The organism is Dokdonella sp. (assembly GCF_019634775.1).
Lineage (GTDB): Bacteria > Pseudomonadota > Gammaproteobacteria > Xanthomonadales > Rhodanobacteraceae > Dokdonella.
The window spans coordinates 386286-408329 of the sequence record NZ_JAHCAS010000002.1 but is presented as its reverse complement, the minus strand read 5'-3'; the positions used below and the strand labels follow the sequence as shown (position 1 = coordinate 408329).

26 protein-coding genes are annotated in these 22044 nt (G+C 67.2%); 17 read left to right on the top strand and 9 right to left on the bottom strand.

Annotation, left to right across the window (positions count from 1 at the left end; genetic code table 11):
* Positions 1-12: 12 nt before the first annotated feature.
* A complete protein-coding gene (locus tag KF907_RS12685; protein ID WP_291220898.1) occupies positions 13-459 on the bottom strand; it encodes an SUF system Fe-S cluster assembly regulator in 447 nt (148 codons plus the stop codon).
* A gap of 119 nt (positions 460-578) precedes the next feature.
* Here KF907_RS12685 and KF907_RS12680 point away from each other — a divergent pair, with 119 nt between their 5' ends.
* Together KF907_RS12680 and murU are read left to right on the top strand one after the other, a co-directional pair.
* Positions 579-1577 carry an aminoglycoside phosphotransferase family protein gene (locus KF907_RS12680; RefSeq protein ID WP_291220896.1) on the top strand — a complete coding sequence of 333 codons (999 nt, stop codon included), beginning with the start codon at positions 579-581 and terminating at the stop codon, positions 1575-1577.
* Positions 1574-2284 carry an N-acetylmuramate alpha-1-phosphate uridylyltransferase MurU gene (murU, locus tag KF907_RS12675; RefSeq protein ID WP_291220894.1) on the top strand — a complete coding sequence of 237 codons (711 nt, stop codon included), beginning with the start codon at positions 1574-1576 and terminating at the stop codon, positions 2282-2284. Before KF907_RS12680 ends, murU begins: the two co-directional genes overlap by 4 nt.
* A gap of 71 nt (positions 2285-2355) precedes the next feature.
* Here murU and hda read toward each other — a convergent pair whose 3' ends face one another.
* From hda to KF907_RS12655, 4 genes are read right to left on the bottom strand one after another with little or no spacing between them, the layout of a single operon-like run.
* Positions 2356-3051, bottom strand: a complete 696-nt coding sequence (hda, locus tag KF907_RS12670) for a DnaA regulatory inactivator Hda (RefSeq protein ID WP_291220892.1) — start codon at positions 3049-3051, stop codon at positions 2356-2358.
* Positions 3048-4220, bottom strand: coding sequence for an AI-2E family transporter (locus KF907_RS12665; protein ID WP_291220890.1), 1173 nt, complete (start codon positions 4218-4220; stop codon positions 3048-3050). The genes hda and KF907_RS12665 overlap by 4 nt, the downstream gene beginning before the upstream one ends.
* Positions 4217-4783, bottom strand: coding sequence for a CDP-alcohol phosphatidyltransferase family protein (locus tag KF907_RS12660; RefSeq protein WP_291220888.1), 567 nt, complete (start codon positions 4781-4783; stop codon positions 4217-4219). The genes KF907_RS12665 and KF907_RS12660 overlap by 4 nt, the downstream gene beginning before the upstream one ends.
* Positions 4784-4789: 6 nt before the next feature.
* The gene (locus KF907_RS12655; RefSeq protein WP_291220886.1) at positions 4790-5449 is read right to left on the bottom strand and encodes a DUF2066 domain-containing protein; all 660 of its coding nucleotides are present in this window, start codon (positions 5447-5449) and stop codon (positions 4790-4792) included.
* Between the two features lie 106 nt (positions 5450-5555).
* Here KF907_RS12655 and purM point away from each other — a divergent pair, with 106 nt between their 5' ends.
* From purM to KF907_RS12640, 3 genes are all read left to right on the top strand, one after another.
* On the top strand, positions 5556-6608 hold the full coding sequence (purM, locus tag KF907_RS12650) for a phosphoribosylformylglycinamidine cyclo-ligase (RefSeq protein WP_291220884.1): 1053 nt from the start codon (positions 5556-5558) through the stop codon (positions 6606-6608).
* Positions 6609-6726: 118 nt separating this feature from the next.
* Positions 6727-7437, top strand: coding sequence for a phosphoribosylglycinamide formyltransferase (gene purN, locus KF907_RS12645; RefSeq protein WP_472843879.1), 711 nt, complete (start codon positions 6727-6729; stop codon positions 7435-7437).
* A 5-nt stretch (positions 7438-7442) separates the two neighbouring features.
* Positions 7443-8141 carry a DUF3108 domain-containing protein gene (locus tag KF907_RS12640; RefSeq protein WP_291220881.1) on the top strand — a complete coding sequence of 233 codons (699 nt, stop codon included), beginning with the start codon at positions 7443-7445 and terminating at the stop codon, positions 8139-8141.
* 97 nt (positions 8142-8238) lie between these two features.
* Here the strand turns inward: KF907_RS12640 and murA are convergent, their stop codons facing one another.
* Positions 8239-9498, bottom strand: coding sequence for a UDP-N-acetylglucosamine 1-carboxyvinyltransferase (murA, locus tag KF907_RS12635; protein ID WP_291220880.1), 1260 nt, complete (start codon positions 9496-9498; stop codon positions 8239-8241).
* 82 nt (positions 9499-9580) lie between these two features.
* Positions 9581-9820, bottom strand: coding sequence for a BolA family protein (locus KF907_RS12630; RefSeq protein ID WP_291220878.1), 240 nt, complete (start codon positions 9818-9820; stop codon positions 9581-9583).
* A 168-nt stretch (positions 9821-9988) separates the two neighbouring features.
* Here KF907_RS12630 and KF907_RS12625 point away from each other — a divergent pair, with 168 nt between their 5' ends.
* From KF907_RS12625 to KF907_RS12570, 12 genes are all read left to right on the top strand, one after another.
* Complete coding sequence (locus tag KF907_RS12625; RefSeq protein WP_291220876.1) at positions 9989-11017, top strand: KpsF/GutQ family sugar-phosphate isomerase; 1029 nt, start codon at positions 9989-9991, stop codon at positions 11015-11017.
* 105 nt (positions 11018-11122) lie between these two features.
* Positions 11123-11671: a 3-deoxy-manno-octulosonate-8-phosphatase KdsC gene (gene kdsC, locus KF907_RS12620; RefSeq protein ID WP_291220874.1), complete on the top strand. Its 549-nt coding sequence runs from the start codon at positions 11123-11125 to the stop codon at positions 11669-11671.
* Between the two features lie 21 nt (positions 11672-11692).
* Positions 11693-12271, top strand: coding sequence for an LPS export ABC transporter periplasmic protein LptC (gene lptC / locus KF907_RS12615; protein WP_291220872.1), 579 nt, complete (start codon positions 11693-11695; stop codon positions 12269-12271).
* Positions 12231-12806, top strand: a complete 576-nt coding sequence (gene lptA / locus KF907_RS12610) for a lipopolysaccharide transport periplasmic protein LptA (RefSeq protein WP_291220870.1) — start codon at positions 12231-12233, stop codon at positions 12804-12806. Before lptC ends, lptA begins: the two co-directional genes overlap by 41 nt.
* The gene (gene lptB / locus KF907_RS12605; RefSeq protein ID WP_291220868.1) at positions 12806-13525 is read left to right on the top strand and encodes an LPS export ABC transporter ATP-binding protein; all 720 of its coding nucleotides are present in this window, start codon (positions 12806-12808) and stop codon (positions 13523-13525) included. Before lptA ends, lptB begins: the two co-directional genes overlap by 1 nt.
* 303 nt (positions 13526-13828) lie before the next feature.
* A complete protein-coding gene (locus tag KF907_RS12600; RefSeq protein ID WP_291220866.1) occupies positions 13829-15262 on the top strand; it encodes an RNA polymerase factor sigma-54 in 1434 nt (477 codons plus the stop codon).
* A gap of 139 nt (positions 15263-15401) precedes the next feature.
* On the top strand, positions 15402-15722 hold the full coding sequence (gene hpf / locus KF907_RS12595; RefSeq protein WP_291220864.1) for a ribosome hibernation-promoting factor, HPF/YfiA family: 321 nt from the start codon (positions 15402-15404) through the stop codon (positions 15720-15722).
* A 126-nt stretch (positions 15723-15848) separates the two neighbouring features.
* A complete protein-coding gene (locus KF907_RS12590) occupies positions 15849-16328 on the top strand; it encodes a PTS sugar transporter subunit IIA (RefSeq protein WP_291220863.1) in 480 nt (159 codons plus the stop codon).
* Positions 16316-17266 carry an HPr(Ser) kinase/phosphatase gene (hprK, locus tag KF907_RS12585; RefSeq protein WP_291220862.1) on the top strand — a complete coding sequence of 317 codons (951 nt, stop codon included), beginning with the start codon at positions 16316-16318 and terminating at the stop codon, positions 17264-17266. The genes KF907_RS12590 and hprK overlap by 13 nt, the downstream gene beginning before the upstream one ends.
* Positions 17267-17270: 4 nt before the next feature.
* The gene (gene rapZ / locus KF907_RS12580) at positions 17271-18155 is read left to right on the top strand and encodes an RNase adapter RapZ (RefSeq protein WP_291220861.1); all 885 of its coding nucleotides are present in this window, start codon (positions 17271-17273) and stop codon (positions 18153-18155) included.
* Between the two features lie 82 nt (positions 18156-18237).
* Positions 18238-18630 (top strand): PTS sugar transporter subunit IIA, encoded by a 393-nt coding sequence (locus KF907_RS12575; protein ID WP_291220860.1) that lies wholly within the window; start codon positions 18238-18240, stop codon positions 18628-18630.
* Complete coding sequence (locus KF907_RS12570; RefSeq protein WP_291220858.1) at positions 18623-18892, top strand: HPr family phosphocarrier protein; 270 nt, start codon at positions 18623-18625, stop codon at positions 18890-18892. The genes KF907_RS12575 and KF907_RS12570 overlap by 8 nt, the downstream gene beginning before the upstream one ends.
* Before the next feature lie 100 nt (positions 18893-18992).
* On the opposite strand, the gene KF907_RS12565 is transcribed toward KF907_RS12570, so the two are convergent.
* Together KF907_RS12565 and KF907_RS12560 are read right to left on the bottom strand one after the other, a co-directional pair.
* A complete protein-coding gene (locus KF907_RS12565) occupies positions 18993-20624 on the bottom strand; it encodes an NAD+ synthase (RefSeq protein ID WP_291220857.1) in 1632 nt (543 codons plus the stop codon).
* A 39-nt stretch (positions 20625-20663) separates the two neighbouring features.
* Positions 20664-21839 (bottom strand): agmatine deiminase family protein, encoded by a 1176-nt coding sequence (locus KF907_RS12560; RefSeq protein ID WP_291220856.1) that lies wholly within the window; start codon positions 21837-21839, stop codon positions 20664-20666.
* Positions 21840-22044: the final 205 nt, after the last annotated feature.

The window sequence follows — 22044 nt, the reverse complement described above, 5'->3', positions numbered from 1 at the left end:
CTGCCTTCGCACTCAGGTGGCGGCGACGCGCAACGGGATCGTCGCGCTCGATCGCGGGGGCGGCTTGACCATGTCGGCCAGGGTGACGCTGTCGAGCGCCGCGGTGATCGCATGGCTGATGCGTTGCCAGTTCACGCGCACCCCGCAATGCGCCTCGTGACCACATTGGCCGCGATGGGCACTGCACTCGGTCATGCCGATCGGCCCTTCCATCGCCGTGACGATTTCGGCGACGGTGATCGACTGCGGCGCGCGGGCAAGGCGGTAGCCGCCGTTGACGCCACGGAACGAGGTGACGAGACCGGCCTGGGCAAGCTGCTTGAGCAGCTTGCTGACCGTCGGCAGTTCGAGACGGGCGCGCTCGGCGAGCAACTGCGCACTCATGACCTCGTTGCCGGCGCCGGCGAGGCAGGTCATGACGACGGTGGCGTAATCGGTGAGCTTGCTGACGCGGAGCATCGGCATCGGTCGACAGTAATTAAGGACCGAAATGGTACTGATTTAACCCTCATGGGGCAAGTCGCGTCGGCACACGGACGCCGTACACTGCGCGATTCCCGGCTACCCCCCGTGCGCCTTTGCCAACGAACCGCCGCCCCCTGCTCGAGAACTGGCTCACCCGTGTCCTCGGGACCGCCGATTTCACCCTTGCGCATGCCGCCGCCGATGCCGGTGCGCGCAGCTACTGGCGCGTGCTTGCCGGCAACCGCAGCCGGATCGTCATGGATGCGCCACCGGCGAGCAACGACCTTGCTCCGTTCCTGGCCATCGCCGCCCTGTTGCGCGACGCCGGCATCACTGCGCCGGAAGTGCTGGCGCAAGACACGGTTCAGGGCTTCCTGCTCCTGTCGGACCTGGGCGATCGCACGATGCTGCAGGCGATCGATGCCGGCGCCGATCCCGAGCCACTGTTCGAGGCCGCCATCGACGCGCTCGTGCACATGCAAGGGATTGCCATGCCGACCTGGTTGCCGGGCTATGACGCCAGCCTGCTCGAACGCGAACTCGACCTGTTCCCGGACTGGTATCTGGCCCGCCATCGCGGCATCACCCTCGACACCCGCGAGCAGGCGGTCTGGTTCGATGCGCGCACACGTCTCGTCAATGCCGCATTGGCGCAACCGCGCGTGTTCGTGCATCGCGACTTCATGCCGCGCAATCTGATGCCGATGCAGTGTGCCGACCAGGGCGGTATTGGCGTTCTGGACTTCCAGGACGCGGTCGCCGGCCCCATCGCCTACGATCCGCTCAGTCTGGTCAAGGACGCCTTCCGTTCCTGGCCGCTCGAACGTGCCGAAAGCTGGCTGCGCCGCTACTGGGAGCGCGCGCGCGCCGCCACGCTGCCGGTGCCGGACTGGCCGGGCTTCCTGCGCGATGCCGACTGGATCGGCATGCAACGTCATCTCAAGGTCATCGGCATCTTTGCGCGCCTCAAGCATCGCGACGGCAAGGCACACTATGTCGAGGACGTGCCGCGCTTTTTCGCGTACCTGGCAGAGGTGCTGCCGCGCTACCCGGAGTTCGACGAGTTCGCCGCCGTGCTCGCGCGCATCACGCCGACCAGGAGCGATCCATGACGCGCCGCGCCCTGGTGTTCGCCGCCGGTCGTGGCGAACGCATGCGGCCGTTGACCGAGCGCACCCCGAAACCGCTGCTCATGGCCGGTGGACGCCGCCTCATCGAATGGCACCTCGAGAAACTCGCCGCCGCCGGCTTCGACGAGGTCGTCATCAATACCGCGCATCTTGCCGATCAGTTTCCCGCAACCCTCGGCGACGGCACGCGCTGGGGCCTGCGCCTGGTGTACAGCCATGAAGGCGAGGAACCGCTCGAAACCGGTGGCGGAATGCTGCACGCGCTGGACCACTTCGGCGACCAGCCATTCGCCGTCGTCAACGGCGACGTCTGGAGCGACTTCGACTTCGCCCGCCTGCCGGCCGAACCGACTGGCTTGGCACACCTCGTCCTGGTCGACAACCCGCTCCAGCATCCGCAGGGCGACTTCCACCTCGATACCCATGGCCGCATCCACGCCGAGGGCGAACCTCGCCTGACCTATGCCGGCATCGGCGTCTATCGCCCTGCCCTGCTTGCCGGCTGGCAGGATGACCTGGCCGCCGCCGGCCACGCCTGGAACGGAACCACGCCGCCACGCTTCGCGCTCGTCCACCTGCTCCGGGCAGCAATGCGGCGCGGCGAAGTCAGCGGCCTGCATCACCGCGGACGCTGGACCGACGTCGGCACCCCGGAACGCCTCGCCGAGCTCGACGCCGCGCTGCGTTGAAGCGCGCACCGACCCCGTGCGCAGCCAACCCGACTGGACGCCTGCCGGCCCCACCGCCGCGCCCCACGGATTCAGCTCCCACCCAGCAAGTCGCGCAGGAATGGCACCGTCACGCGCCGGCGCGCGGCCAGTGACGCCTGATCGATGCGTTCGAGCAGGGCGACCAGGCTGCCGATGTCGCGCGCGTGGTATGTGAACAACCAGTCGAGCGCAGCGGCATCGAGTTCGATCCCGCGCGCTTCGGCGCGCTGCTTCAGGATCGCGCGACGGGCCGGTTCTGCCAGCACGCGCACCCGGCCTTGTGCGCAGGCGGCAAGCCGCGAACGCAGGTCGGCCAAGCCAAGCGGCAACGCCACGGCCGACTCGGTTGCGGCAAACAACATCGTCGCACTCTCGGCACGGCAACGGTTGTACAGGTCGAACAGCGCGTGTTCGGCCGCGGCATCGCCGGCCAGGCATTGCAGGTCGTCGATGGCGAGCAGGTCGCTGCCGCCCAGCGTACGCAGGCGCTGCACATCGATACGGAACTCGGCCGCACTGATGTATTGCGCGCGACGTCCGCACTCGGTGGCCGCATGGCACGTGGCGACGAGCAGATGTGTCTTGCCGCAACCGGCGGGGCCGGTGACGAAGGTCCATGGTGCAGCCGGGTCTGCGGCGGCCAGCTCAAGCGAAGGAACCACCCCCTCGTCGGCACCCTCGGCATCGAAGAACTCGAAGCGCGACCACGACGGCCAGCGCAGGGCCAGCGGCAACTGCGCATTCATGGACGGGGATCGGACTCCGGACGCGGCGGGCGCTTGTCGACGACGACCGCTTCGGCCGGCGTGGGCGTCGCGCCGACATCCCCGGCGACCACGATCTGAGGCGCATCGGAATCCTGGTACATCTCGCTCTGCGTGTAGCGCTCGTAGGCGTAACGCAGCAGCACCATGACCACCGCCGCGACCGGCAGCGCAACCAGCACACCGATGAAGCCGAACAGTTCGCCGCCGGCAAGGATCGCGAACATGACCGCCACCGGGTGCAGGCCGATCTTGTCGCCGACCAGCTTCGGCACGAGCACATAGCCTTCCAGCGTCTGGCCGACCGCGAAGACGATCAGCACGAGCATGACGTGATACCAGTCCTGGTACTGCACGAGCGCGGCGATGACGCCCATCAGTACGCCGACAATGGCACCGAGATAGGGCACGAAGCTGATCAGACCTGCGATCATGCCGATCAGTGGCCCGACACTGATGCCAACCGCCCACAACCCGACGCCATAGATCACGCCAAGCACGATCATCACGCTGAGCTGGCCGCGCAGGAAACCACCGAGCGTGTCGTCGGATTCGTGCACGAGACGGGCCACGACCGGCTCGATGCTGCGCGGGACCAGCGCGTGCATGCGCTCGACGACGATGTTCCAGTCGCGCAGCAGGTAGAACGCGGCGACCGGAATGATGACGAGGTTGAGCGCCCAGCCGACCAGGGTGAAACCGGACTTGGAAACCTTGGCGATGAGGTTGGTGGCGAAACCACCGGCCTGTTGCCAGTGGCCCTGCAGCAGGCCGATCACCTGCTGTGCATCGATCGAACCGAGGCTGATGCCGAAGCGCTGCTCGATCCAAGGCGCAGCGATCGTCTGTGCCCATTCGACCCATTTCGGCAACTGGCGCAGGAAACTGCTGATCTGGTTCTCGATGAAGGGGATCAGCACAAGCACGATGCCAACCAGGGCCAGGGCCATGATGAGGAACAGCAGGCTCACGCTCCAGACGCGCGCGATGCCACGCTTCTCGAGACGTTGGATCAGCGGATTGAACAGGTAGGCGAACAGGCCGGCGACCACGAACGGCGTCAGCGAGGGCCCGAGCACCCATAGCAGTGCGCCCAGGACGACGACCAGGACAACCCACTTGAGACGCAGGTCGAGCACGTACGTACTCATCGCGGCGGTTCTCCATTGCGTGCCCGCACCGTGCGCACCGCGCGCAGCGACCAGACGACGACATAGTGTAGCCCGCTGGCCAGTGTGATCACGGCAGTGAGCACGAAGAGCACATCGATGCCGGGAAGGCCGGGCAGCCAGGCCAGACCCAGCAGAACGACGAGCACACAGGCGATCTGCACGGCCGTGGTCGCCTTCGACAGCAAGGTCGGAGCAGCGTCGAACGGACCGACCAGATTGTGGTAGGCAACCGCGCCGGCAACGATCACCAGATCGCGGCCGACGACCAGCACGAGCAGCCACAATGGCAGCGCATCGACGAGGACAAGACCGGCGAAGCAGGCCAACAGCAGCATCTTGTCGGCGAGCGGATCGAGCATGCCGCCAAGGCGACTCTGCCAGCCGTAGCGCTTGGCCAGAAAGCCGTCGACTGCATCACTCGCCCCTGCCAGCGCCGCAAGACCGAGCGCCTCGGCGTAACGCTGACTCTCGATCAGCCGGAACACCGGCAGCACGAGCAGCAGGCGCAGGATGCTGATGAGATTGGGCAGGTGCCGCCACATCTCCGGTCACGGCAGCAGGGCAAGGGTGGCGTCGATGCCGTCGAGCGGCGGCGATGCATGGGTGATGCCGAGCGTGCCCTCGCTGCCAAGCGCATCGAGCAGGCGCGTCAGGCCTGAGGCGGAGCCGACCTCGATGAGCAGGCCATCGCCGCGCGCCTCGAGCGGTCGTACTTCGCGCACCAGCGCATGGCGGTCGAGATAGCCGAGCAGGCGCGCGTAGTCGACCGCGGATTGGATGCCAGCGATCCACAGGCGATGCGTGCCGGGCGGTTCGTTCGCAACCGCACTGCGATCGGCGAGACCGAGCCGCGCCAGCATCGCATCGACCGCAGCAGCATCGAATTCGGCGACCAACACGAGCTGCGACGCCTCGGAATCACGACGATACTGGTACTGCAGCACGTAACGCGGCGCCTCGGCGACCGCGTGGGCAACTTCGCCGCGCGCGAGCACGCCGCTGTCGCCGGAAAGGCGCATGACGATGCCGCCCAGGGCGTTCTTCAGGCCCTCGTTGCGCTCACCTTCGGCCTGGCTGGCCACGCTCGCTTCGCCGCGGTAGGTCGGCGGCGCGGCAAACGCCGTCGGCGCGCAGATGGGCAGGCAGGCGACGAGATGAAGCCCAGCGGCAAACACCAGCCGGCGCAGGCCCTGGAGCACGGGATGCATCGATGCAGACTCCGGCGCGAAAACGGCGGCCAGTCTGCCCGAAGCCGCGCGTGCGCGTCCATTCCGGCTGGTATCATGCGCGGCCCCGCGCACCGGTCCGAAGCCCATGGCGAACCCGAACGAGGCCCTCACCTATCGCGATGCCGGCGTCGATATCGATGCCGGCAACGCCGTCGTCGAGCGCATCAAACCGCTGGTCGCACGCACCTTCCGCAAGGAGGTCATGGCCGGCCTCGGCGGCTTCGGTGCACTGTTCGAACTCGGTGGGCGCTGGCGTGAACCGGTGCTCGTCTCGGGCACCGATGGTGTCGGCACCAAGCTCAAGCTCGCGCAGACGCTCGGCCGCCACGACACGATCGGCATCGACCTCGTGGGCATGTGCGTCAACGACGTGCTCGTGCAGGGCGCAGAGCCCTTGTTCTTCCTCGACTACTTCGCCACCGGAAAGCTCGATGTCGACACCACGGTCGCCGTCGTCGGCGGCATCGCCAAAGGCTGCGAACTCGCCGGCTGCGCGTTGATCGGCGGCGAGACCGCCGAGATGCCGAGCATGTACGGCCCCGGCGAATACGACCTCGCCGGCTTCTGCGTCGGCGCGGTAGAGAAGCTCGCCCTGATCGACGGCAGCCGCATCCAGGCCGGCGACGCCATCATCGGCATCGCCTCATCGGGTGCGCACTCGAACGGATACTCACTGATCCGCCGCATCGTCGAGCGTGCCGGCGCGACCGTCGACAACGGCGGCTTCGATCAGGATGTCGGCGGACAGACCCTGGCCGATGCGCTGATGGCGCCGACCGCGCTCTACGTCAAGCCGGTACTGAAACTCATGCAGCAACTGCCCGTGCACGGCATGGCCCACATCACCGGCGGCGGCCTCAGGGAAAACATCATCCGCGTCGTACCCGGGGCGCTGGCGATCGACCTCGACAGTGGTGCCTGGAAGCATCCGGCGCTGTTCGACTGGCTGCAGCACGAAGGCAAGGTCGCCCGCGAGGAAATGTGGCGCACCTTCAACTGCGGCATCGGCTACACGCTGATCGTCGCCCGCGACCAGGCCGCGGCCGCGCTCGACATGCTCGAGACACTCGGCCTGTCGGCGTGGACAATCGGTGCGGTCGTGCCGGCACGCGGCGACGAGCGTGTGCATATCCGTTGAAGCCGGGACTGGGGATTGGCGATTCGTGATTCGGGAAAGCACTGCAGGCGCGTGCGGGAGCGGACCGAGCGGCGTGAGCACGCGCTGCCCCGACGACCGCGGCTCGACCGAATCCCCAATCCCGAATCCCCGATCCCGGCCTTCGAGGCTCGTCGCACTCGCCTCCGGCCGCGGCAGCAACCTGCGAGCCATCCTCGATGCGAGTCGGCGCGGCGATCTGCCGGTCGAGGTCGTCGGCGTGCTGTCCGACAAGGCCGAAGCCCCCGCCCTGGCCATCGCGCGCGCGGAGGGCATCGGCGCCGAAGTGCTCGACCCACGCACCTATCCGACCCGTGCGGCCTTCGACGAAGCCCTGTTCGCGCGCATCGCCGCCTTCGCGCCCGACCTGGTCGTGCTGGCCGGTTACATGCGCATCATCGACGCGGCTGCGCTCGCCCCATGGGTCGGCCGCGTACTCAACATCCATCCCTCGCTGCTGCCGAAATACCCCGGCCTGCATACGCACCGGCGCGCCATCGAGGCCGGCGACCGCGAGCACGGTGCCAGCGTGCACTACGTCACCGCCGAACTCGACGGCGGGCCCGTGATTGCCCAGTCCCGCCTCGCCATCGAAGCCGGCGACACGCCGGAAACACTCGCCGAACGCCTGCTGCCACTCGAGCATCGCCTGTACGTGGGCGTCATCGCGCTGGCCGCGAGCGGGCGACTCGACTGGCACGACGGCATGCCCCGGCTCGACGGCAAACCGCTCGCCGAGCCGCTGCGCCACGACGGCCAGTCCACATTCATCGACCTGCCGGCACAGTCGCGTGCGCCTCGCCCTGAGTGACTGCCATGAACAGACTGATTCCACTGTGCCTGCTCGCGCTGATTCCGGCCGCCGCCGCCGAACCCTCGCCAGTCGCCGCGTTCAAGGCCGAATACGCCGCCACGCGCAACGGCAAGACGCTCGGCCGCACGACGATCGAACTGGTCGACAACCGCGACGACACCTGGACGCTGCGCACCACGACCGTCGGTACGGCGGGCCTGGCCAGCCTCGCCGGTCTCGACGTGGTCGAGGAATCGCGACTGCGCTGGCGCCACGGACGTCCGGAAACCCTGGTCTACGACTACCGCCAGAAGGCCGCCCTGCGCAGCAAGCGCCGCCACGGCGACTTCGACTGGGAGCGCGGCGAAGTGCGCATGCGCGACGGCGACAGCGACGCACGCTACGCCCTGGTGGACGGCACGGTCGATCGCCACGCCGTGACCATGGCCCTGGTCGCCGACCTTGTGCGCGGCACGACGCCCGCACCCTATCCGGTGGCGGCGAAGAATGCGATCGAGGAGATCCGCTATACCGGCTGCACCGACGCGCAGGTCTCGGTGCCGGCCGGTCGCTATGACACGCGCTGCCTCGAACGCCGGCGCGCCAAGCGCACCTCGACGAGCTGGTTCGCCGAATCGGCCGGCTGGCTTCCTGTACGCATCGAGCAAGTCGAGAAGGACGGGACGATCACGCTGGAACTGGTGTCGCTGCAAAAGCCGTGATTGGCCGAGGACGGGATTCGAGATTCGGGATTGGGGATTCGGGAAAAGCGTCGGGCCGCCTTCGAACCAGGCTATTTCCAATCCCGAATCCCGTTGCTCAACTCGGCAAGCGGCGGATGCGTGCGCCGAGCGAGCCGAGCTTCTCCTCGATGTTCTCGTAGCCACGATCGATGTGGTAGATGCGATCGATCTGTGTTTCGCCGCTGGCGACGAGACCGGCGAGCACGAGCGAGGCCGAAGCACGCAGGTCGGTGGCCATCATCGGCGCACCGGTCATCTTTGGCACGCCCTTGATGATCGCGGTATTGCTCTCGAGCTGGATGTCGGCACCAAGGCGTTGCAGCTCGAGCGCGTGCATGAAGCGGTTCTCGAATACCGTCTCGGTGATCACACCGACGCCTTCGGCCACGCAATTGAGTGCAGTGAACTGGGCCTGCATGTCGGTCGGGAAGGCCGGGTACGGCGCGGTGGTGACGTTGACCGCGCGCGGGCGGCGCCCGCTCATGTCGACCTGGATCCAGTCGTCGCCGGTCGACACGTGTGCGCCGGCATCCTCGAGTTTGCCGAGCACGGCGTCCAGCGTCTTCGGGCGCGCATGGCGGGCCAGCACCTTGCCGCCGGTGATCGTCGCGGCGACCAGGAAGGTGCCGGTCTCGATGCGGTCCGGAAGTACCGTGTAGTCGGTACCGTGCAGGCGTTCGACGCCTTCGATCGTGATCGTGTTGGTGCCGGCGCCGGAGATCTTCGCGCCCATCGAATTGAGGCAGTTGGCCAGATCCACCACCTCGGGCTCCTGCGCCGCATTCTCGATCACCGTCGTACCCTGGGCGAGCGTGGCGGCCATCATCAGGTTCTCGGTGCCGGTGACGGTGACCAGATCGAGATTGATCCGCGCACCCTTCAGCCGCTTGGCGCGGGCCTTGATGTAGCCGTTCTCTACACGCACGTCGGCGCCGAGCGCCTGCAAACCCTGGATGTGCAGGTTGACCGGGCGAGAACCGATCGCGCAGCCGCCCGGCAACGACACCTCGGCCTCGCCGAAGCGCGCGACCAACGGACCGAGCACGAGGATCGACGCACGCATCGTCTTGACCAGGTCATAGGGTGCGAAATAGTTGCGCGCCGGCCGCGGGTCGACGTGGATTTTCATGCGCTCATCGATGATCAGCTCGACGCCCATCTGGCCGAGCAGTTCCATCGTCGTGGTGACATCGTGCAAATGCGGCACGTTGCCGATGCTGACCGGCTCGTCGGCGAGCAGGCTGGCGGCGAGGATCGGCAGCACGGCGTTCTTCGCGCCCGAAATCTGTACTTCGCCCTGCAGCGGTTCGCCGCCGCTGATTACGATTTTGGCCATTTGAACTCGGGGATCGGGGATCTGGAATGGGGAATGGGGAATGGAAAAGGCAGCGTGACGCGGGGGAAGCGGCTCCCGGTCCTTACCTGCCGATTCCCGCTTCTTCGGGCGTCAGCGTGCGCAACGCCAGCGCATGGATCGCGCCGCCCATGAGGTCGCCGAGCGTCGCGTAGACCATGCGGTGCCGCGCCAGAGGCAGCTTGCCGGCGAATGCCGCGCTGACCACGCGCGCCTCGAAATGCACGCCATCCGCGCCGGACACCTCGACCAACGCACCGGGCAGGCCGTTCTCGATCAAAGCCTGGATGGTCTGGGTGTCCAAGATGTGGCGGATTCCTGGTCGGCCTGCGACGAACCCGCGGTCGGCCTCGTCCTTAGCGCCGACGGGGGCTTGCGGATACAATGGGAAGCGCGAATGGTACTCAAAATCCTGCGTCGCCGAAAACAGGAATGGGCCGACCCGGCCGTTTCGCTCCTCAATCCCGCCCTCATGAACGCCCAAACCAACGCCGCTGCTGCGATTTTGCCGCTGACCAACCCCCTGCTCGACGAAGCGGCGATCCGCGCCAGCGCGCTGGCCGTGATCGACACCGAGGCCCGCGCCATCTCGATCCTGCGCGAACGTGTCAATGCCGGCTTTCTGCAAGCCTGCCAGCTCATGTTCGACTGCCCCGGCCGCGTGGTCGTCATCGGTATCGGCAAATCGGGCCACATCGCGCGCAAGATTGCCGCGACCCTGGCCTCGACCGGAACGCCGGCGTTCTTCGTGCATCCGGCCGAAGCCAGCCACGGCGACCTCGGCATGATCACCCACAAGGACGTCGTGCTGAGCTTGAGCAATTCCGGCGAGACCGATGAACTGCTGACCATCCTGCCCCTGATCAAGCGCCAGGGCGTGCCGCTGATCTCGATGACCGGCAACGAGAACTCCTCGCTGGCCCGCCTCGCCGACGTGCACCTCGACGTTTCGGTGCCGGCCGAGGCCTGCCCGCTCGGCCTCGCCCCGACCGCAAGCACGACCGCCGCGCTGGTCATGGGCGATGCGCTGGCGATCGCCCTGCTCGAGGCGCGCGGTTTCACCTCCGAGGACTTCGCGCGCTCGCACCCGGCCGGTTCGCTGGGTCGCCGCCTGCTCGTGCACATCAGCGACATCATGCACACGGGCAATCAGGTGCCGCGCATCGGTGCCGACACCTCGCTGACCACGGCCCTGGTCGAGATGACCCGCAAGGGCCTCGGCATGACCGCAGTCACCGACGACGACGGCCGCCTGCTCGGTGTGTTCACCGACGGCGACCTGCGCCGCGCGATCGACGACAACGACGTCGACCTGCGCAACACGCCGGTGCGCCAGCTCATGTCCTCCAGCCCGAAGACGATCACCGCCGACAAGCTCGCTGCCGAAGCCGCACGCGTCATGGAAGAGTTCAAGATCCACGCCCTGCTCGTCGTCGACGCCGACAACCGCGTGGTCGGCGCGCTCAACATCCACGACTTGCTGCGGGCCAGAGTGGTTTGAGAAGCAGGGAATCGGGAATGGTCAAGCGCGGGCTTGCAGCGTTCGAACTGAGCCATTCCCTGTTCCCGGCTCCCAACCATTCTCCATTCCCCATTTCCCATTCCCATGCTCTTTGCTGACCTCCCCGCCGACATCCGCGAACGCGCCGCGCGCGTGCGGCTGGCCGTGTTCGACGTCGATGGCGTGCTGACCGACGGGCGCCTGTGGTATGCCGAGGACGGGCGCGAGCTGAAGGCCTTCCACGTGCACGACGGGCTCGGCCTCAAGCGCCTGCGCGCGAACGGCATCGAGGTCGCGATCATCACCGCGCGCATCAGCCACCTGGTCGCACAGCGTACCGCCGAACTCGGCATCGCCCACGTCTACCACGGCCAGGACGACAAGCGCGCCTGCTTCGCGCAACTGGTCGAGGCGCTCGGCATCGACGCGGCCGAGTGCGCCTATACCGGCGACGACCTGCCCGACCTCGGTGTCATGCGTGAGGTCGGCCTCGCCATCGCCGTGGCCAACGCCCATCCCTGGGTACGCGAACGCGCGCACTGGCGCACGCGCCTGGGCGGCGGCAAGGGCGCCGTGCGCGAGGTCTGCGACCTGATCCTCTGCGCGCAGGGCCATGGCGAAGCGGAACTGGCCCATCATCTCGGCACCGGCTGAACGTCTGCGCGCGTGCCCAGCATGGTCGACCGCCGCACCCTTGCCATCATCGCCGTGCTCGCCATGCTCGCGCTGGCGACCCAGATCCTCGTCTGGCTGACGCGCCCACGGCCCGAGGAACCAGCCTTCATCGGCCCGCCACGCTCGGGCTACACGCTGGCCGATTTCACCATGCACGCGCTCGACGAGAACGGTCGCCTCAGCTTCAGCGTCTCCGGCCCACGCCTCGTGCGGCGCGGCGAGGACGGTTCGATCTTCGTGTCGAGCCCGGACTACATCATGGTCGACAGCCAGGATCATCCATGGACCGGCACTTCGGCCTCCGCCTGGGTCAACCGCGACGGCTCGCTGATGCAGCTCGAAGGCGAGGTCGTCATGCGCCGCACGCCAGCCGATGGCGTCGCGCCGGCGACGATCCACACCAGCGAACTGACCCTGCGACCGAAGCAACACACACTGGAGACCGCCGCCGCCACGCGCATCGAACAGCCGGGCTCTATACTGCGCGGCACCGGCATGCGCGGTGACCTCAATGCAAAAGTCCTGGAACTCCTGTCCGATGTGCACAACACCTTCGAGCCGCGCGCGCGCAAGCGCTGAGTCGCTCCTCCGGCGCGCGCTTCCCGCCGCCATCCTGGCGCTGGCGATCGCCGGCCCGGCGCAGGCGCTCCGCAGCGATCGCGAGAAGGATCTCGAGGTCTACGCCGCCTACAACAAGACCATGCTCGGCGGCGACGGCCGCGCGAGCCACACCCTGCTGACCGGCAACGTGCGCATGGTGCAGGGCTCACTCAAGGCCAGCGGTGACGAAGCGCGCCTATACGACGGCGAAGGCAACGCGCGGCGCATGGTACTGACCGGCAAGCCGGCCCATCTCGAACAACTGCTCGACGGCGACGGCGGCAAGGTCACCGCGCGCGCCGCCGAGATCGACTACAACGACGGCAGCGGCATCGCCGTGCTGAGCGGCGATGTCGTCGTCATCCAGGAAGGCAAGTCCGAATTCCGCGGGCCGCGCATGACCTACAACACCAACAGCGGCGCGATGGAAGGCGGCAGCCAGTCGCCCGGAAGCGAAGTGCGCATGATCTTCAAGCCGAAGAAGCCCGCAGCGGCGAAGGCCGACTCACCCTGATGCTCGCCGCAACGGGTCTGCGCAAGAGCTATGGTGGACGCACCGTCGTCCGTGACTTCGGTTTCTCGGTCGCCGAAGGCGAAGTCGTCGGCCTGCTCGGCCCGAATGGCGCCGGCAAGACGACCTGCTTCTACATGGTGGTCGGCCTGGTCGCCGCCGACGACGGTACGATCAGCCTCGACGACCGCGACATCACCGAACGGCCGATGCACGAGCGCGCCCGCCTCGGCGTCGGCTACCTGCCGCAGGAAGCCTCGGTGTTCCGCCGCCTCAGCGTCGCCGACAACGTCATGGCGATCCTCGAGCTGCGCAAGGACCTCGACGAGCGGGGACGCAAGGCCGAACTCGACAAACTGCTCGACGAACTGCAGATCACCCACATCGCCGGCAGCAAGGGCATCAGCCTTTCCGGCGGCGAACGCCGCCGCGTCGAGATCACGCGCGCACTGGCGGCAAAGCCGCGCTTCCTGCTGCTCGACGAACCCTTCGCCGGCATCGACCCGATCTCGGTCGTCGACATCCAACGCATCGTGCGCCAGCTCAAGGCTCGCGGCATCGGCATCCTCATCACCGACCACAACGTGCGCGAGACGCTCGGCATCTGCGACCGCGCCTGCATCATGAACGCCGGCAGCGTGCTGACCCAGGGCTCACCGGCCGAGGTGCTGGCCAACGAGCAGGTGCGGGATGTCTACCTTGGGCGCGAATTCCGGATGTAACCGCACATCCGCAGCCCTCCATGCCCTCAAGAGTTGGAGCGTCCACGTTTCCCGGGGCGGTTCGGAGGCGCGTTCGGAGCACGGCCGGCCCAAAAGCGAACGGCGCGAGCGTCAGTGGGGACTCCTTTGCAGGAGCCGGGCTCGGCATTGCGCCCGCCTCCCGGCCGCAAGGCGATGTGGCCCACGCCTGCGGCCAGGGGGTCGATCCGGAAGCCTGAACCGACCTGCGGACAGCGTCAAGACCTGCCTGCAACCGTTTTTAGGCGCTAGGATTGCCACGTGATCCCGGCAAGATCCAGGAGCATGAAACCCGCGCTTCAACTCCGCGTCCAGTCGCAGCTGGCACTGACCCCGCAGCTGCAGCAGGCCATCCGCCTGCTGCAGCTGTCGAGCATGGAGCTGGAGCTCGAGCTGAATCTCGCGCTGGAGTCGAACCCCTTGCTCGACCTGGACGAAGCCGGTGGCGAGGCGGATGAGCCGGTCGAACTGCTGGCGCCCGACGAGATCCCGCTGGCCTCGTCCATCGATGCGCCCAGTGAAGCCGCGGATGCCACCCCGGACTTCGACGATGCACCGCTCGATCTCGGCCTGGACCGCGCCGACTACCGCACCGCCACGGACGAGGACGGTTTCGAGCCGCAGGACGCCGCAGCCGAGGACCTGCGCGACCACCTGCTGTGGCAACTCAACCTGACCCCGCTGTCGCCGGCCGACCGCGCCATCGGCGCAGCGATCATCGAGGCCATCAGCGACGACGGCTACCTCTCCGAAACGAATGAGGCACTCGTGCAGAGCCTGGCCGGCCTGCACGCGGTGACGCCGGACCAGGTCGAAGCGATGCGCCACCGCATCCAGTGCTTCGACCCGCTCGGCGTCGCTTCGCGCACGCTCACCGAATGCCTCGGCGTGCAGCTCGATGCGCTCGATGCGCAGACGCCTGGCCTCGCCCATGCGCGCAGCATCGTCGCCGAGCACCTCGAAACACTGGCGCGCAACGACCGCACGCGCCTCGGCCAGAAGCTGCACGCCACGCCGGACGAACTCGAGGTCGCCATCGACTTGGTCCGCTCGCTCGCGCCGAAACCAGGCGCCGGCTACTCGAACACGCAGACCGAGTTCGTCGCCCCGGATGCCTACGCGCACAAGGTCAACGGGCGCTGGCAGGTCTCGCTGTCGCCGAACAGCCAGCCGCGCCTGACCATCAACGAACACTACGCGAGCCTGATCGCGCGCGCCCGCCGCGACGACGCCAACTACCTGCGCGGCCAGCTGCAGGAAGCGCGCTGGCTGATCAAGAGCCTGAAGACGCGCGCGGACACGATGCTCAAGGTCGCCCAGGCGATCGTGCGCGCGCAGTCGGCCTTCCTGGAGTTCGGCGCCGAGGCGATGCGCCCGCTCGTGCTGCGCGACGTCGCCGAGGAAATCGGCATGCATGAATCGACCATCTCGCGCGTGACCACGCGCAAGTACCTGCACACGCCACGCGGCACCTTCGAGTTCAAGTACTTCTTCTCAAGCGGCGTGTCGACCGTCGACGGCGGGGCCGCCTCGGCCACGGCGATCCAGGCCATGATCCGCAAGCTCATCGATGACGAAAAGGCCACGCGCCCGCTGTCGGACCAGGCTCTCGCCGTCGAACTCAACCGCCGCGGCATCAGCGTCGCGCGGCGCACCGTCGCCAAATACAGGGAGGCCCTCAACATACCGTCGTCGAACGACCGTTGCCGGCTCGGCTGAACGCGGGCCGCGACGGCCCGGGAACACGCGCCGCGCGCAATGGTCGCAGGATCGAGGGTCGCCCTTGAACGCGGCCCGTCGAATACCCATCCGGATTTCAGGGCCGGCATTCTTCCGGCCCACCTACGAGGAGGCTGTCATGCAGGTCACCATCCAGGGTCACCATCTCGAAATCACCGAGGCGATGCGCGAGCACGCCAATTCCAAGTTCGAGCGGTTGACCCGACACTTCGACCACCTCCACGATCTCACGATTTTCATGAGCATCGAGAAGCTGCTGCACAAGGCCGAAGCGACCGTCCACGTCTCCGGCAAGCAGTTGCACGCCGATGCCGTCGCCACCGACATGTACGCGGCGATCGACGCGCTGGCCGACAAGCTCACCGCGCAGGTGCGCAAGCACAAGGAAAAGCTCACCAACCACCACAACGACGAGGTGCGCGCCTCACGCTATCAGTAGCGCCCCATCCGGCCCGCCGCCACGCGCGATCGAGGCGGCGGGCCGTCGTGCCGCCAGTACAGGCGCGGACAAGTCCGCGCCGCGAGTGCATACTCCCGCCGGTCCCAAGCCGCCGCCGACCTTCGCATGCCGTTTCTCGACCTGCTGCCGCCGCCGCGCATCCGCACGGATCTCGTGGTCACCGGCAAGCCAGCACTGATCGAGTCGCTGGCCGACCTGCTCGCCGTCACCGGCGACGAGCGCCCGGCCATTCGCGAGTCCCTGCTTGCCCGCGAACAACTCGGCTCGACCGGGCTCGGTCGCGGCGTGGCCATTCCACATGGGCGCGTCGCGGCCCTTGATCAACCACGTGCAGCCTTTATCCGGCTCGCCAGCCCCCTCGATTTCGAAGCCATCGACGGTCACCCGGTCGACCTCGTAGCCGCGCTGGTCGTACCGACCCACTACACCGATGGCCATTTGCACTTGCTCGCCGAACTCGCCGAGATGTTCTCCAACAGCGAGCTGACCACACGTCTGCGCACGGCTCCCGACGCCCCCGCCCTGCGCGATGAACTGGCAGAATTCAAGCGCCGCCAAGCCGAGATCGAGCCATGGACCGACTGAGTGCCCGCCAGCTCTTCGATGCTGTCGGCGAGCGCATGCAACTGCGCTGGGTCGCCGGCATGCGCGGCGAATCGAGGGCGATCGAACCCGGCGACAACCTGTCGCGGCGACCATCGCAGATCGGCTACCTCAACATCATCTACCCGAACAAGGTACAGATCATCGGCACAGAGGAGCTGAACTACCTCGACAGCCTCGATCCGCGCCAACGCTGGGAGACCATCGAGAAGATCATCGCCTACCGGCCGATCGCCCTGCTCATCACCAAGGACCAGAAGATCCCTGGCGACCTGCGCGAGGCCGCGGAGGAATCGCAGACTCCGCTCTGGGCAAGCCCGAAGCGTGGCCACGAACTCCTGACCTACCTGCAGTATCACCTCGCGCGCGGCCTCGCCCGCCAGATCACCCTGCACGGCGTGTTGATGGAGGTGAACTCGATCGGTGTGCTGATCACCGGCGAGAGTGGCACCGGCAAGAGCGAGCTCGCCCTGGAGCTGATCACACGCGGGCACCGCCTGGTCGCCGACGACGCGCCCGAGTTCACCCTGATCGCACCCGATGTCGTCGACGGCACCTGTCCGGAAATGTTGCGCGACCTGCTCGAGGTGCGCGGCCTCGGCGTGCTCAACGTGCGCGAGATGTTCGGCCATACCGCCGTCAAGGGCTCGAAGTACCTGCGTCTCATCGTGCACCTGCAACCGATGGGCCAGTTCGGTGCCGACGATGCGATGAAACGCCTGTACGGCGACGTCGGCTACCGCGAAGTGCTCGACGTGCAGATCCCGCAGATCGTCATTCCGGTCGCATCGGGCCGCAACATCGCCGTGCTCGTCGAGGCCGCGGTGCGCAGCCACATGCTCAAGAGCAAGGGCTTCGACCCCGCACAGACCTTCGTCGACCGCCAGGCGCACCAGCTGCGCCGCCTGCCGCCATGGTGACTCCATGACCGAAGCACGCCCCGCCCAGGGCGGTACGCGCCTGATCGTCGTCAGCGGCCTGTCGGGTTCCGGCAAGTCGGTGGCCCTGCGCACGCTCGAGGACATCGACTACTACTGCGTCGACAATCTGCCCAGTGCACTGCTGCCCGCCTTCGTACGCGCCGTATCCGAGGACACTGCCGGCCTGCACCCAAAGCTCGCGGTCGGCGTCGACGTGCGCAACCGCGCCGACGACCTCGACCGCTTGCCCGGCGTGCTCGCCGGACTGGCCGAAGTCGGCATCGACTACGAACTCGTGTTCCTTGATACACGCAACGAGGTATTGATCAAGCGCTACTCGGAAACGCGCCGCCGTCATCCGTTGTCCGGCGACGGCCTTGGCCTCGCCGACGCGATTGCGCTTGAACGCAAGCTGATGCGCCCGATTGCGGCGATCGCGGACCGTACGATCGACACCAGCGAACTCAACGTGCACCAGCTGCGCCGCCTCGTCATCGCCGAACTTGGCATGAAGGCGCATTCGCTGACCTTGCTGTTCGAATCGTTCGCTTACAAGCGCGGTGTGCCGTCCGATGCGGATTTCGTGTTCGACGCGCGCTGCCTGCCGAATCCGCACTGGAACGCGCAATTGCGCCCACTCTCCGGGCGCGATGCGCCAGTGCGCGAGTGGCTGGAAGCGCATGCCGATGTCACCCGGTATTTCGAACAGATCCGCTCCTTCCTGGAGGCGTGGCTGCCGCGTTTCCTCGGCGAAGGACGCAGCTACGTGACGATCTGCGTCGGCTGCACCGGCGGCCGTCACCGCTCGGTCCATCTGGTCGAGCGCCTCACCGAGCATTTCCGCCCGCACCATGACCAGGTCCTGAGCCATCATCGCGAACTCGAGTGAAGCAACGCTTCCCGCGCCCGCACCTTGTCGGTTAACCTGACGGGCCACGGCGCCAGCGCGGCGAGCCGTTCGGATCACCTGCATGGGCGTCGGCGTACTCCTTCTCACCCACGAAGCAATGGGCGCGGCCCTTGTCGGCGCGGCACGGCATGTGCTGGGCCGACTGTCGCTGCCCGTCGACGTCGTCGAGGTCCCGGCCAGTGCAGACCCGGACAACGCGTTGAAATGTGCCGCCGCGCAAGCCCGCGGACTCGATGGCGGCGACGGCGTGCTGGTGCTGACCGACCTGTATGGCTCGACGCCCTGCAATGTCGCCCAGCGCCTGCCCGCGCTCGGCATCACCACACACTGCGTTTCGGGTCTCAACCTGCCGATGCTGCTTCGCGTGCTCAACTACCCCGAACAATCCCTCGACGAACTCGCGCAAACCGCTGCCAGCGGCGGCCGCAGCGGAATCCACATCGACCATGCTTGAGCGCGACATCACCATCACCAACAAGCTCGGCCTGCACGCGCGCGCCTCGGCCAAGCTCGTGCAGACCCTGCACGGCTTCCAGTCGAGCGTGTTCATGGCCTACCGCGGCAAGGAGGTCAACGCCAAGAGCATCATGGGCGTGATGATGCTCGCTGCCGGCCTCGGCGCGGAATTGAAACTCCGCGCCGAAGGTGCCGATGAAGAAGCCGCCATGGCCGCACTGGTCGACCTGTTCGAGCGCAAGTTCGACGAAGGGCAGTAGCCTCGGTCACGCAGGCAGCCGTAGGAGCCCCTTCAGGGGCGATGCTCTTCAACACGCGCCAGAAAAGCATCGCCCCTGAAGGGGCTCCTACACACGCGCCTCAACGCCACCCCGAAGTGATCGGATAGCGCCGCTCGCGGCCGAAGGCACGGCGGGAAATCTTCGGCCCCGGAGCGGCCTGGTGGCGCTTCCACTCGTTGACGCGCACGAGGCGCAGCACGTGGTCGACAGTCGCCGCGTCGAACCCGGCAGCGACGATCTCGTCGCGCGACTGCTCCTGATCGACCGTGCGATACAGGATCGCGTCGAGCACGTCGTATGGCGGCAGCGAATCCTGATCAGTCTGGTTGTCACGCAATTCGGCCGACGGTGCGCGGTCGATGACCTGCTGCGGAATCACCGGCGTCGGGCCCTGCGCGTTGCGCCAGCGCGCGAGCGCGTAGACTTCGGTCTTGTAGAGATCCTTGATCGGCGCATAGCCGCCGCACATGTCGCCGTAGATCGTCGCGTAGCCGACCGCGTACTCGCTCTTGTTTCCGGTGGTCAGCAAGAGTCCGCCGAACTTGTTGGCCAGGGCCATGAGGATCGCGCCGCGACAACGTGATTGCAGATTTTCCTCGGCGATGTCGGGCAAGCGACCGGCGAACAGAGGCGCCAGCGCGTCGAGAAAGCCCGCAAACGGCGCACCGATCGGCACCGTCTCGAGGCGCACCCCCTGGGTGCGCGCCTGTTCCTCGGCGAGGTCGTTGCTGGCATCCGAGGTATAGCGCGACGGCAGGCGGACGGCGGTCACGTTGTCGGCGCCGAGCGCGTCGACGGCAACCGCCAGCACGAGCGCCGAATCGATGCCACCGGACAAGCCGATCCATGCCTTGTCGAACCCATTCTTGCGACAGTAGTCGCGCGTACCGCGCACGATGGCGCGCCAGGCCAGAGCGTCCCGGCTCTCGTCGCCATCGCCGGGCCAGTCGACCAGGCTGAAGCGACGCGTGGCCGCGTCGTAGTCGGCGAGCAGCCAGTGGTCTTCGAAGGCGCGCGCGGCCGGATGCACGAAACCGTCGCCGTCGGCGAGTACCGAGGCGCCATCGAAGACGACCGCGTCCTGCCCACCAACGACGTTCAGATAGGCCAGCGCGGCACCCGTTTCGGCGACACGCGTAGCCAGCAACTGGTCGCGCTGCGCGTGCTTGTCACGCTCGAACGGCGAGGCATTCGGCACAACGACCAGCTCGGCGCCATCACGCACGGTCGAATCGAGTGGCTCGGCGAACCATAGGTCCTCGCAGAGCACCACGCCGACCGGCACGTCCCTAACCATGAACACGCAAGCGCCACCGTCGGGATCGACGTCGAAGTAGCGGCGCTCGTCGAAAACGGCGTAGTTGGGCAGTTCGCGCTTGCGGTAGGTCGCCTCGATCACGCCGTCACGCAGCACGCTGGCGGCGTTGTAGAGGATCGAGCCCGCGCTCTGTGGCCAGCCAACCAGGGCAACGATGCCGCGCACCGCAGGCGCGATGCGTTCGAGCGCGGCTTCGCACTCGGCGAGAAAGGCCGGGCGCAGCAGCAGGTCCTCGGGCGGGTAGCCACTCAGGGCCAGCTCGGGGAAAACCACGAGGTCGGCACGGTGGACATCTCGCGCCTCGGCGATCAACGCGGCGATACGCGCCGCATTTGCGGCCACCGCACCGACCGGGAAATCGAACTGGGCGAGCGCAAGGCGCAGGGTGGACATCGTGATCGATCCGGAATGCTGTTCAGGCGGCCCGTGCCATCAGGGTTGCGGGATCGCTCCGTCGAAGTCCGTGCGCAACAGCAGATCCGGCACATGCATGACGATGCAATGGATCGCGCCGGACAGGCCGATGATGCCCGAACAGTCGACCTGCACGATGTCGTGGTCGGGCATGGCGGCTTCGAATGTGGCTCGGGCCTCGGCGTCGCGGGTCGCGTTGCTGCCGCCGAAGCGGCAGATCAGCGCGACCTGGTTGACGATGACCGCGTTCGTGTAGGTGTAGTGCGCGCCACCGCTACGCCAGCCCGGCGTGCGATGTACCGTGTACCCGCGCGACTGCATCAGCGCCGCGGTGGCGTCGGTCACCGCCTTCGGCACGCCTCCGCCCTCGGCTGCCGCATACTCACCGATCAGCACCTTGTCATCGCCGAGCGGCAGCATCCACATGTCGATGTGCTGGGTCGAATCGTAACTCGAAGGGAACGGATCGGTCAGGGTGACGTCGAGGCCCTGGTAGGCCAGGTAGGTGTCCTTGATCTCCTGCTCGGTAGAGGAAGGATTCTCGTTGACGATCAGGCGCGTCATGAACGCCTCGCGGTTGCGGAACAGGTGAAAATTGCCACCGCCATGCACAAGTGGCATCACGTACCGCGTCTCGCCGAGCTGACCGGCAAACACGCCCGGGAAGTTGTTGTCGTTCGGGCGCGGACGGTTGTAGGTGTGATCGGCAATCGCGCGACGCCCGGCGTCATCGATGAAGCGCGGGCCGTAGTCGCGGATCCACACCGAATCGGTACTGGCGATGACGAAGTGGACATGGGCAAGGTCCGCCCCCGCGTTCGCCAGCACGGTCGTGGCCGAATTCTGTTGATTGGTGTTGCCGACCACGATCCAGACGTCCGCGGGCGGCTCGGCCGTGGTCAGTGGCACGACCATCGCGGTGTGCAGGGCGTTGAAGTTGCCCCAGCGGATCAGGATGCCGTGATTAGCCTCGTATTCGGCCTGCGCGCGCGGCACGCTTGCCGGCGGCGCAAGCGGCGCGAACGGTGCCCGCGGCAGGGCCAGGCCGCGCTCGTGTGCTGCCAGGCCACGCGGCAGCGGTGGCGGCAGGTCATCCACGATGGTGGCGAGAAAGGCCGGATCCGCCTCGCGCGGCGCGGCGTCGGCGACAGCGGAAAAGGCCAGCAGGACAAGACTGGCGGCAAGCAGGCGCATGGGAACTCCGCGGGTGGGTGGATGACGGCTTCCTGCCGGGCGTCGGAGTGTAGGGATGTTGAGACCCGGGTGCCAGAGAAGGTCTGATCGATCCCCTCCTCGGCCGAAGCCGCTCCCGCGAGATCAACCTCTTGCGGGAGCGGCTTCCGCCGCGAAAGGATCTGACAAGAACAGATCCCTAACGCCCTGCCCCTGCTTTCGCAGA

What these genes read in the sequence shown, in the direction of transcription:
- KF907_RS12685 (WP_291220898.1), bottom strand. Translation starts at nt 459, where the DNA reads ATGCTCCGCGTCAGCAAGCTCACCGATTACGCCACCGTCGTCATGACC.
- murU (WP_291220894.1), top strand. Translation starts at nt 1,574, where the DNA reads ATGACGCGCCGCGCCCTGGTGTTCGCCGCCGGTCGTGGCGAACGCATG.
- hda (WP_291220892.1), bottom strand. Translation starts at nt 3,051, where the DNA reads ATGAATGCGCAGTTGCCGCTGGCCCTGCGCTGGCCGTCGTGGTCGCGC.
- KF907_RS12665 (WP_291220890.1), bottom strand. Translation starts at nt 4,220, where the DNA reads ATGAGTACGTACGTGCTCGACCTGCGTCTCAAGTGGGTTGTCCTGGTC.
- KF907_RS12660 (WP_291220888.1), bottom strand. Translation starts at nt 4,783, where the DNA reads ATGTGGCGGCACCTGCCCAATCTCATCAGCATCCTGCGCCTGCTGCTC.
- KF907_RS12655 (WP_291220886.1), bottom strand. Translation starts at nt 5,449, where the DNA reads ATGCATCCCGTGCTCCAGGGCCTGCGCCGGCTGGTGTTTGCCGCTGGG.
- purM (WP_291220884.1), top strand. Translation starts at nt 5,556, where the DNA reads ATGGCGAACCCGAACGAGGCCCTCACCTATCGCGATGCCGGCGTCGAT.
- KF907_RS12640 (WP_291220881.1), top strand. Translation starts at nt 7,443, where the DNA reads ATGAACAGACTGATTCCACTGTGCCTGCTCGCGCTGATTCCGGCCGCC.
- murA (WP_291220880.1), bottom strand. Translation starts at nt 9,498, where the DNA reads ATGGCCAAAATCGTAATCAGCGGCGGCGAACCGCTGCAGGGCGAAGTA.
- KF907_RS12625 (WP_291220876.1), top strand. Translation starts at nt 9,989, where the DNA reads ATGAACGCCCAAACCAACGCCGCTGCTGCGATTTTGCCGCTGACCAAC.
- kdsC (WP_291220874.1), top strand. Translation starts at nt 11,123, where the DNA reads ATGCTCTTTGCTGACCTCCCCGCCGACATCCGCGAACGCGCCGCGCGC.
- lptC (WP_291220872.1), top strand. Translation starts at nt 11,693, where the DNA reads ATGGTCGACCGCCGCACCCTTGCCATCATCGCCGTGCTCGCCATGCTC.
- lptA (WP_291220870.1), top strand. Translation starts at nt 12,231, where the DNA reads ATGTGCACAACACCTTCGAGCCGCGCGCGCGCAAGCGCTGAGTCGCTC.
- lptB (WP_291220868.1), top strand. Translation starts at nt 12,806, where the DNA reads ATGCTCGCCGCAACGGGTCTGCGCAAGAGCTATGGTGGACGCACCGTC.
- KF907_RS12600 (WP_291220866.1), top strand. Translation starts at nt 13,829, where the DNA reads ATGAAACCCGCGCTTCAACTCCGCGTCCAGTCGCAGCTGGCACTGACC.
- hpf (WP_291220864.1), top strand. Translation starts at nt 15,402, where the DNA reads ATGCAGGTCACCATCCAGGGTCACCATCTCGAAATCACCGAGGCGATG.
- KF907_RS12590 (WP_291220863.1), top strand. Translation starts at nt 15,849, where the DNA reads ATGCCGTTTCTCGACCTGCTGCCGCCGCCGCGCATCCGCACGGATCTC.
- hprK (WP_291220862.1), top strand. Translation starts at nt 16,316, where the DNA reads ATGGACCGACTGAGTGCCCGCCAGCTCTTCGATGCTGTCGGCGAGCGC.
- rapZ (WP_291220861.1), top strand. Translation starts at nt 17,271, where the DNA reads ATGACCGAAGCACGCCCCGCCCAGGGCGGTACGCGCCTGATCGTCGTC.
- KF907_RS12575 (WP_291220860.1), top strand. Translation starts at nt 18,238, where the DNA reads ATGGGCGTCGGCGTACTCCTTCTCACCCACGAAGCAATGGGCGCGGCC.
- KF907_RS12570 (WP_291220858.1), top strand. Translation starts at nt 18,623, where the DNA reads ATGCTTGAGCGCGACATCACCATCACCAACAAGCTCGGCCTGCACGCG.
- KF907_RS12565 (WP_291220857.1), bottom strand. Translation starts at nt 20,624, where the DNA reads ATGTCCACCCTGCGCCTTGCGCTCGCCCAGTTCGATTTCCCGGTCGGT.
- KF907_RS12560 (WP_291220856.1), bottom strand. Translation starts at nt 21,839, where the DNA reads ATGCGCCTGCTTGCCGCCAGTCTTGTCCTGCTGGCCTTTTCCGCTGTC.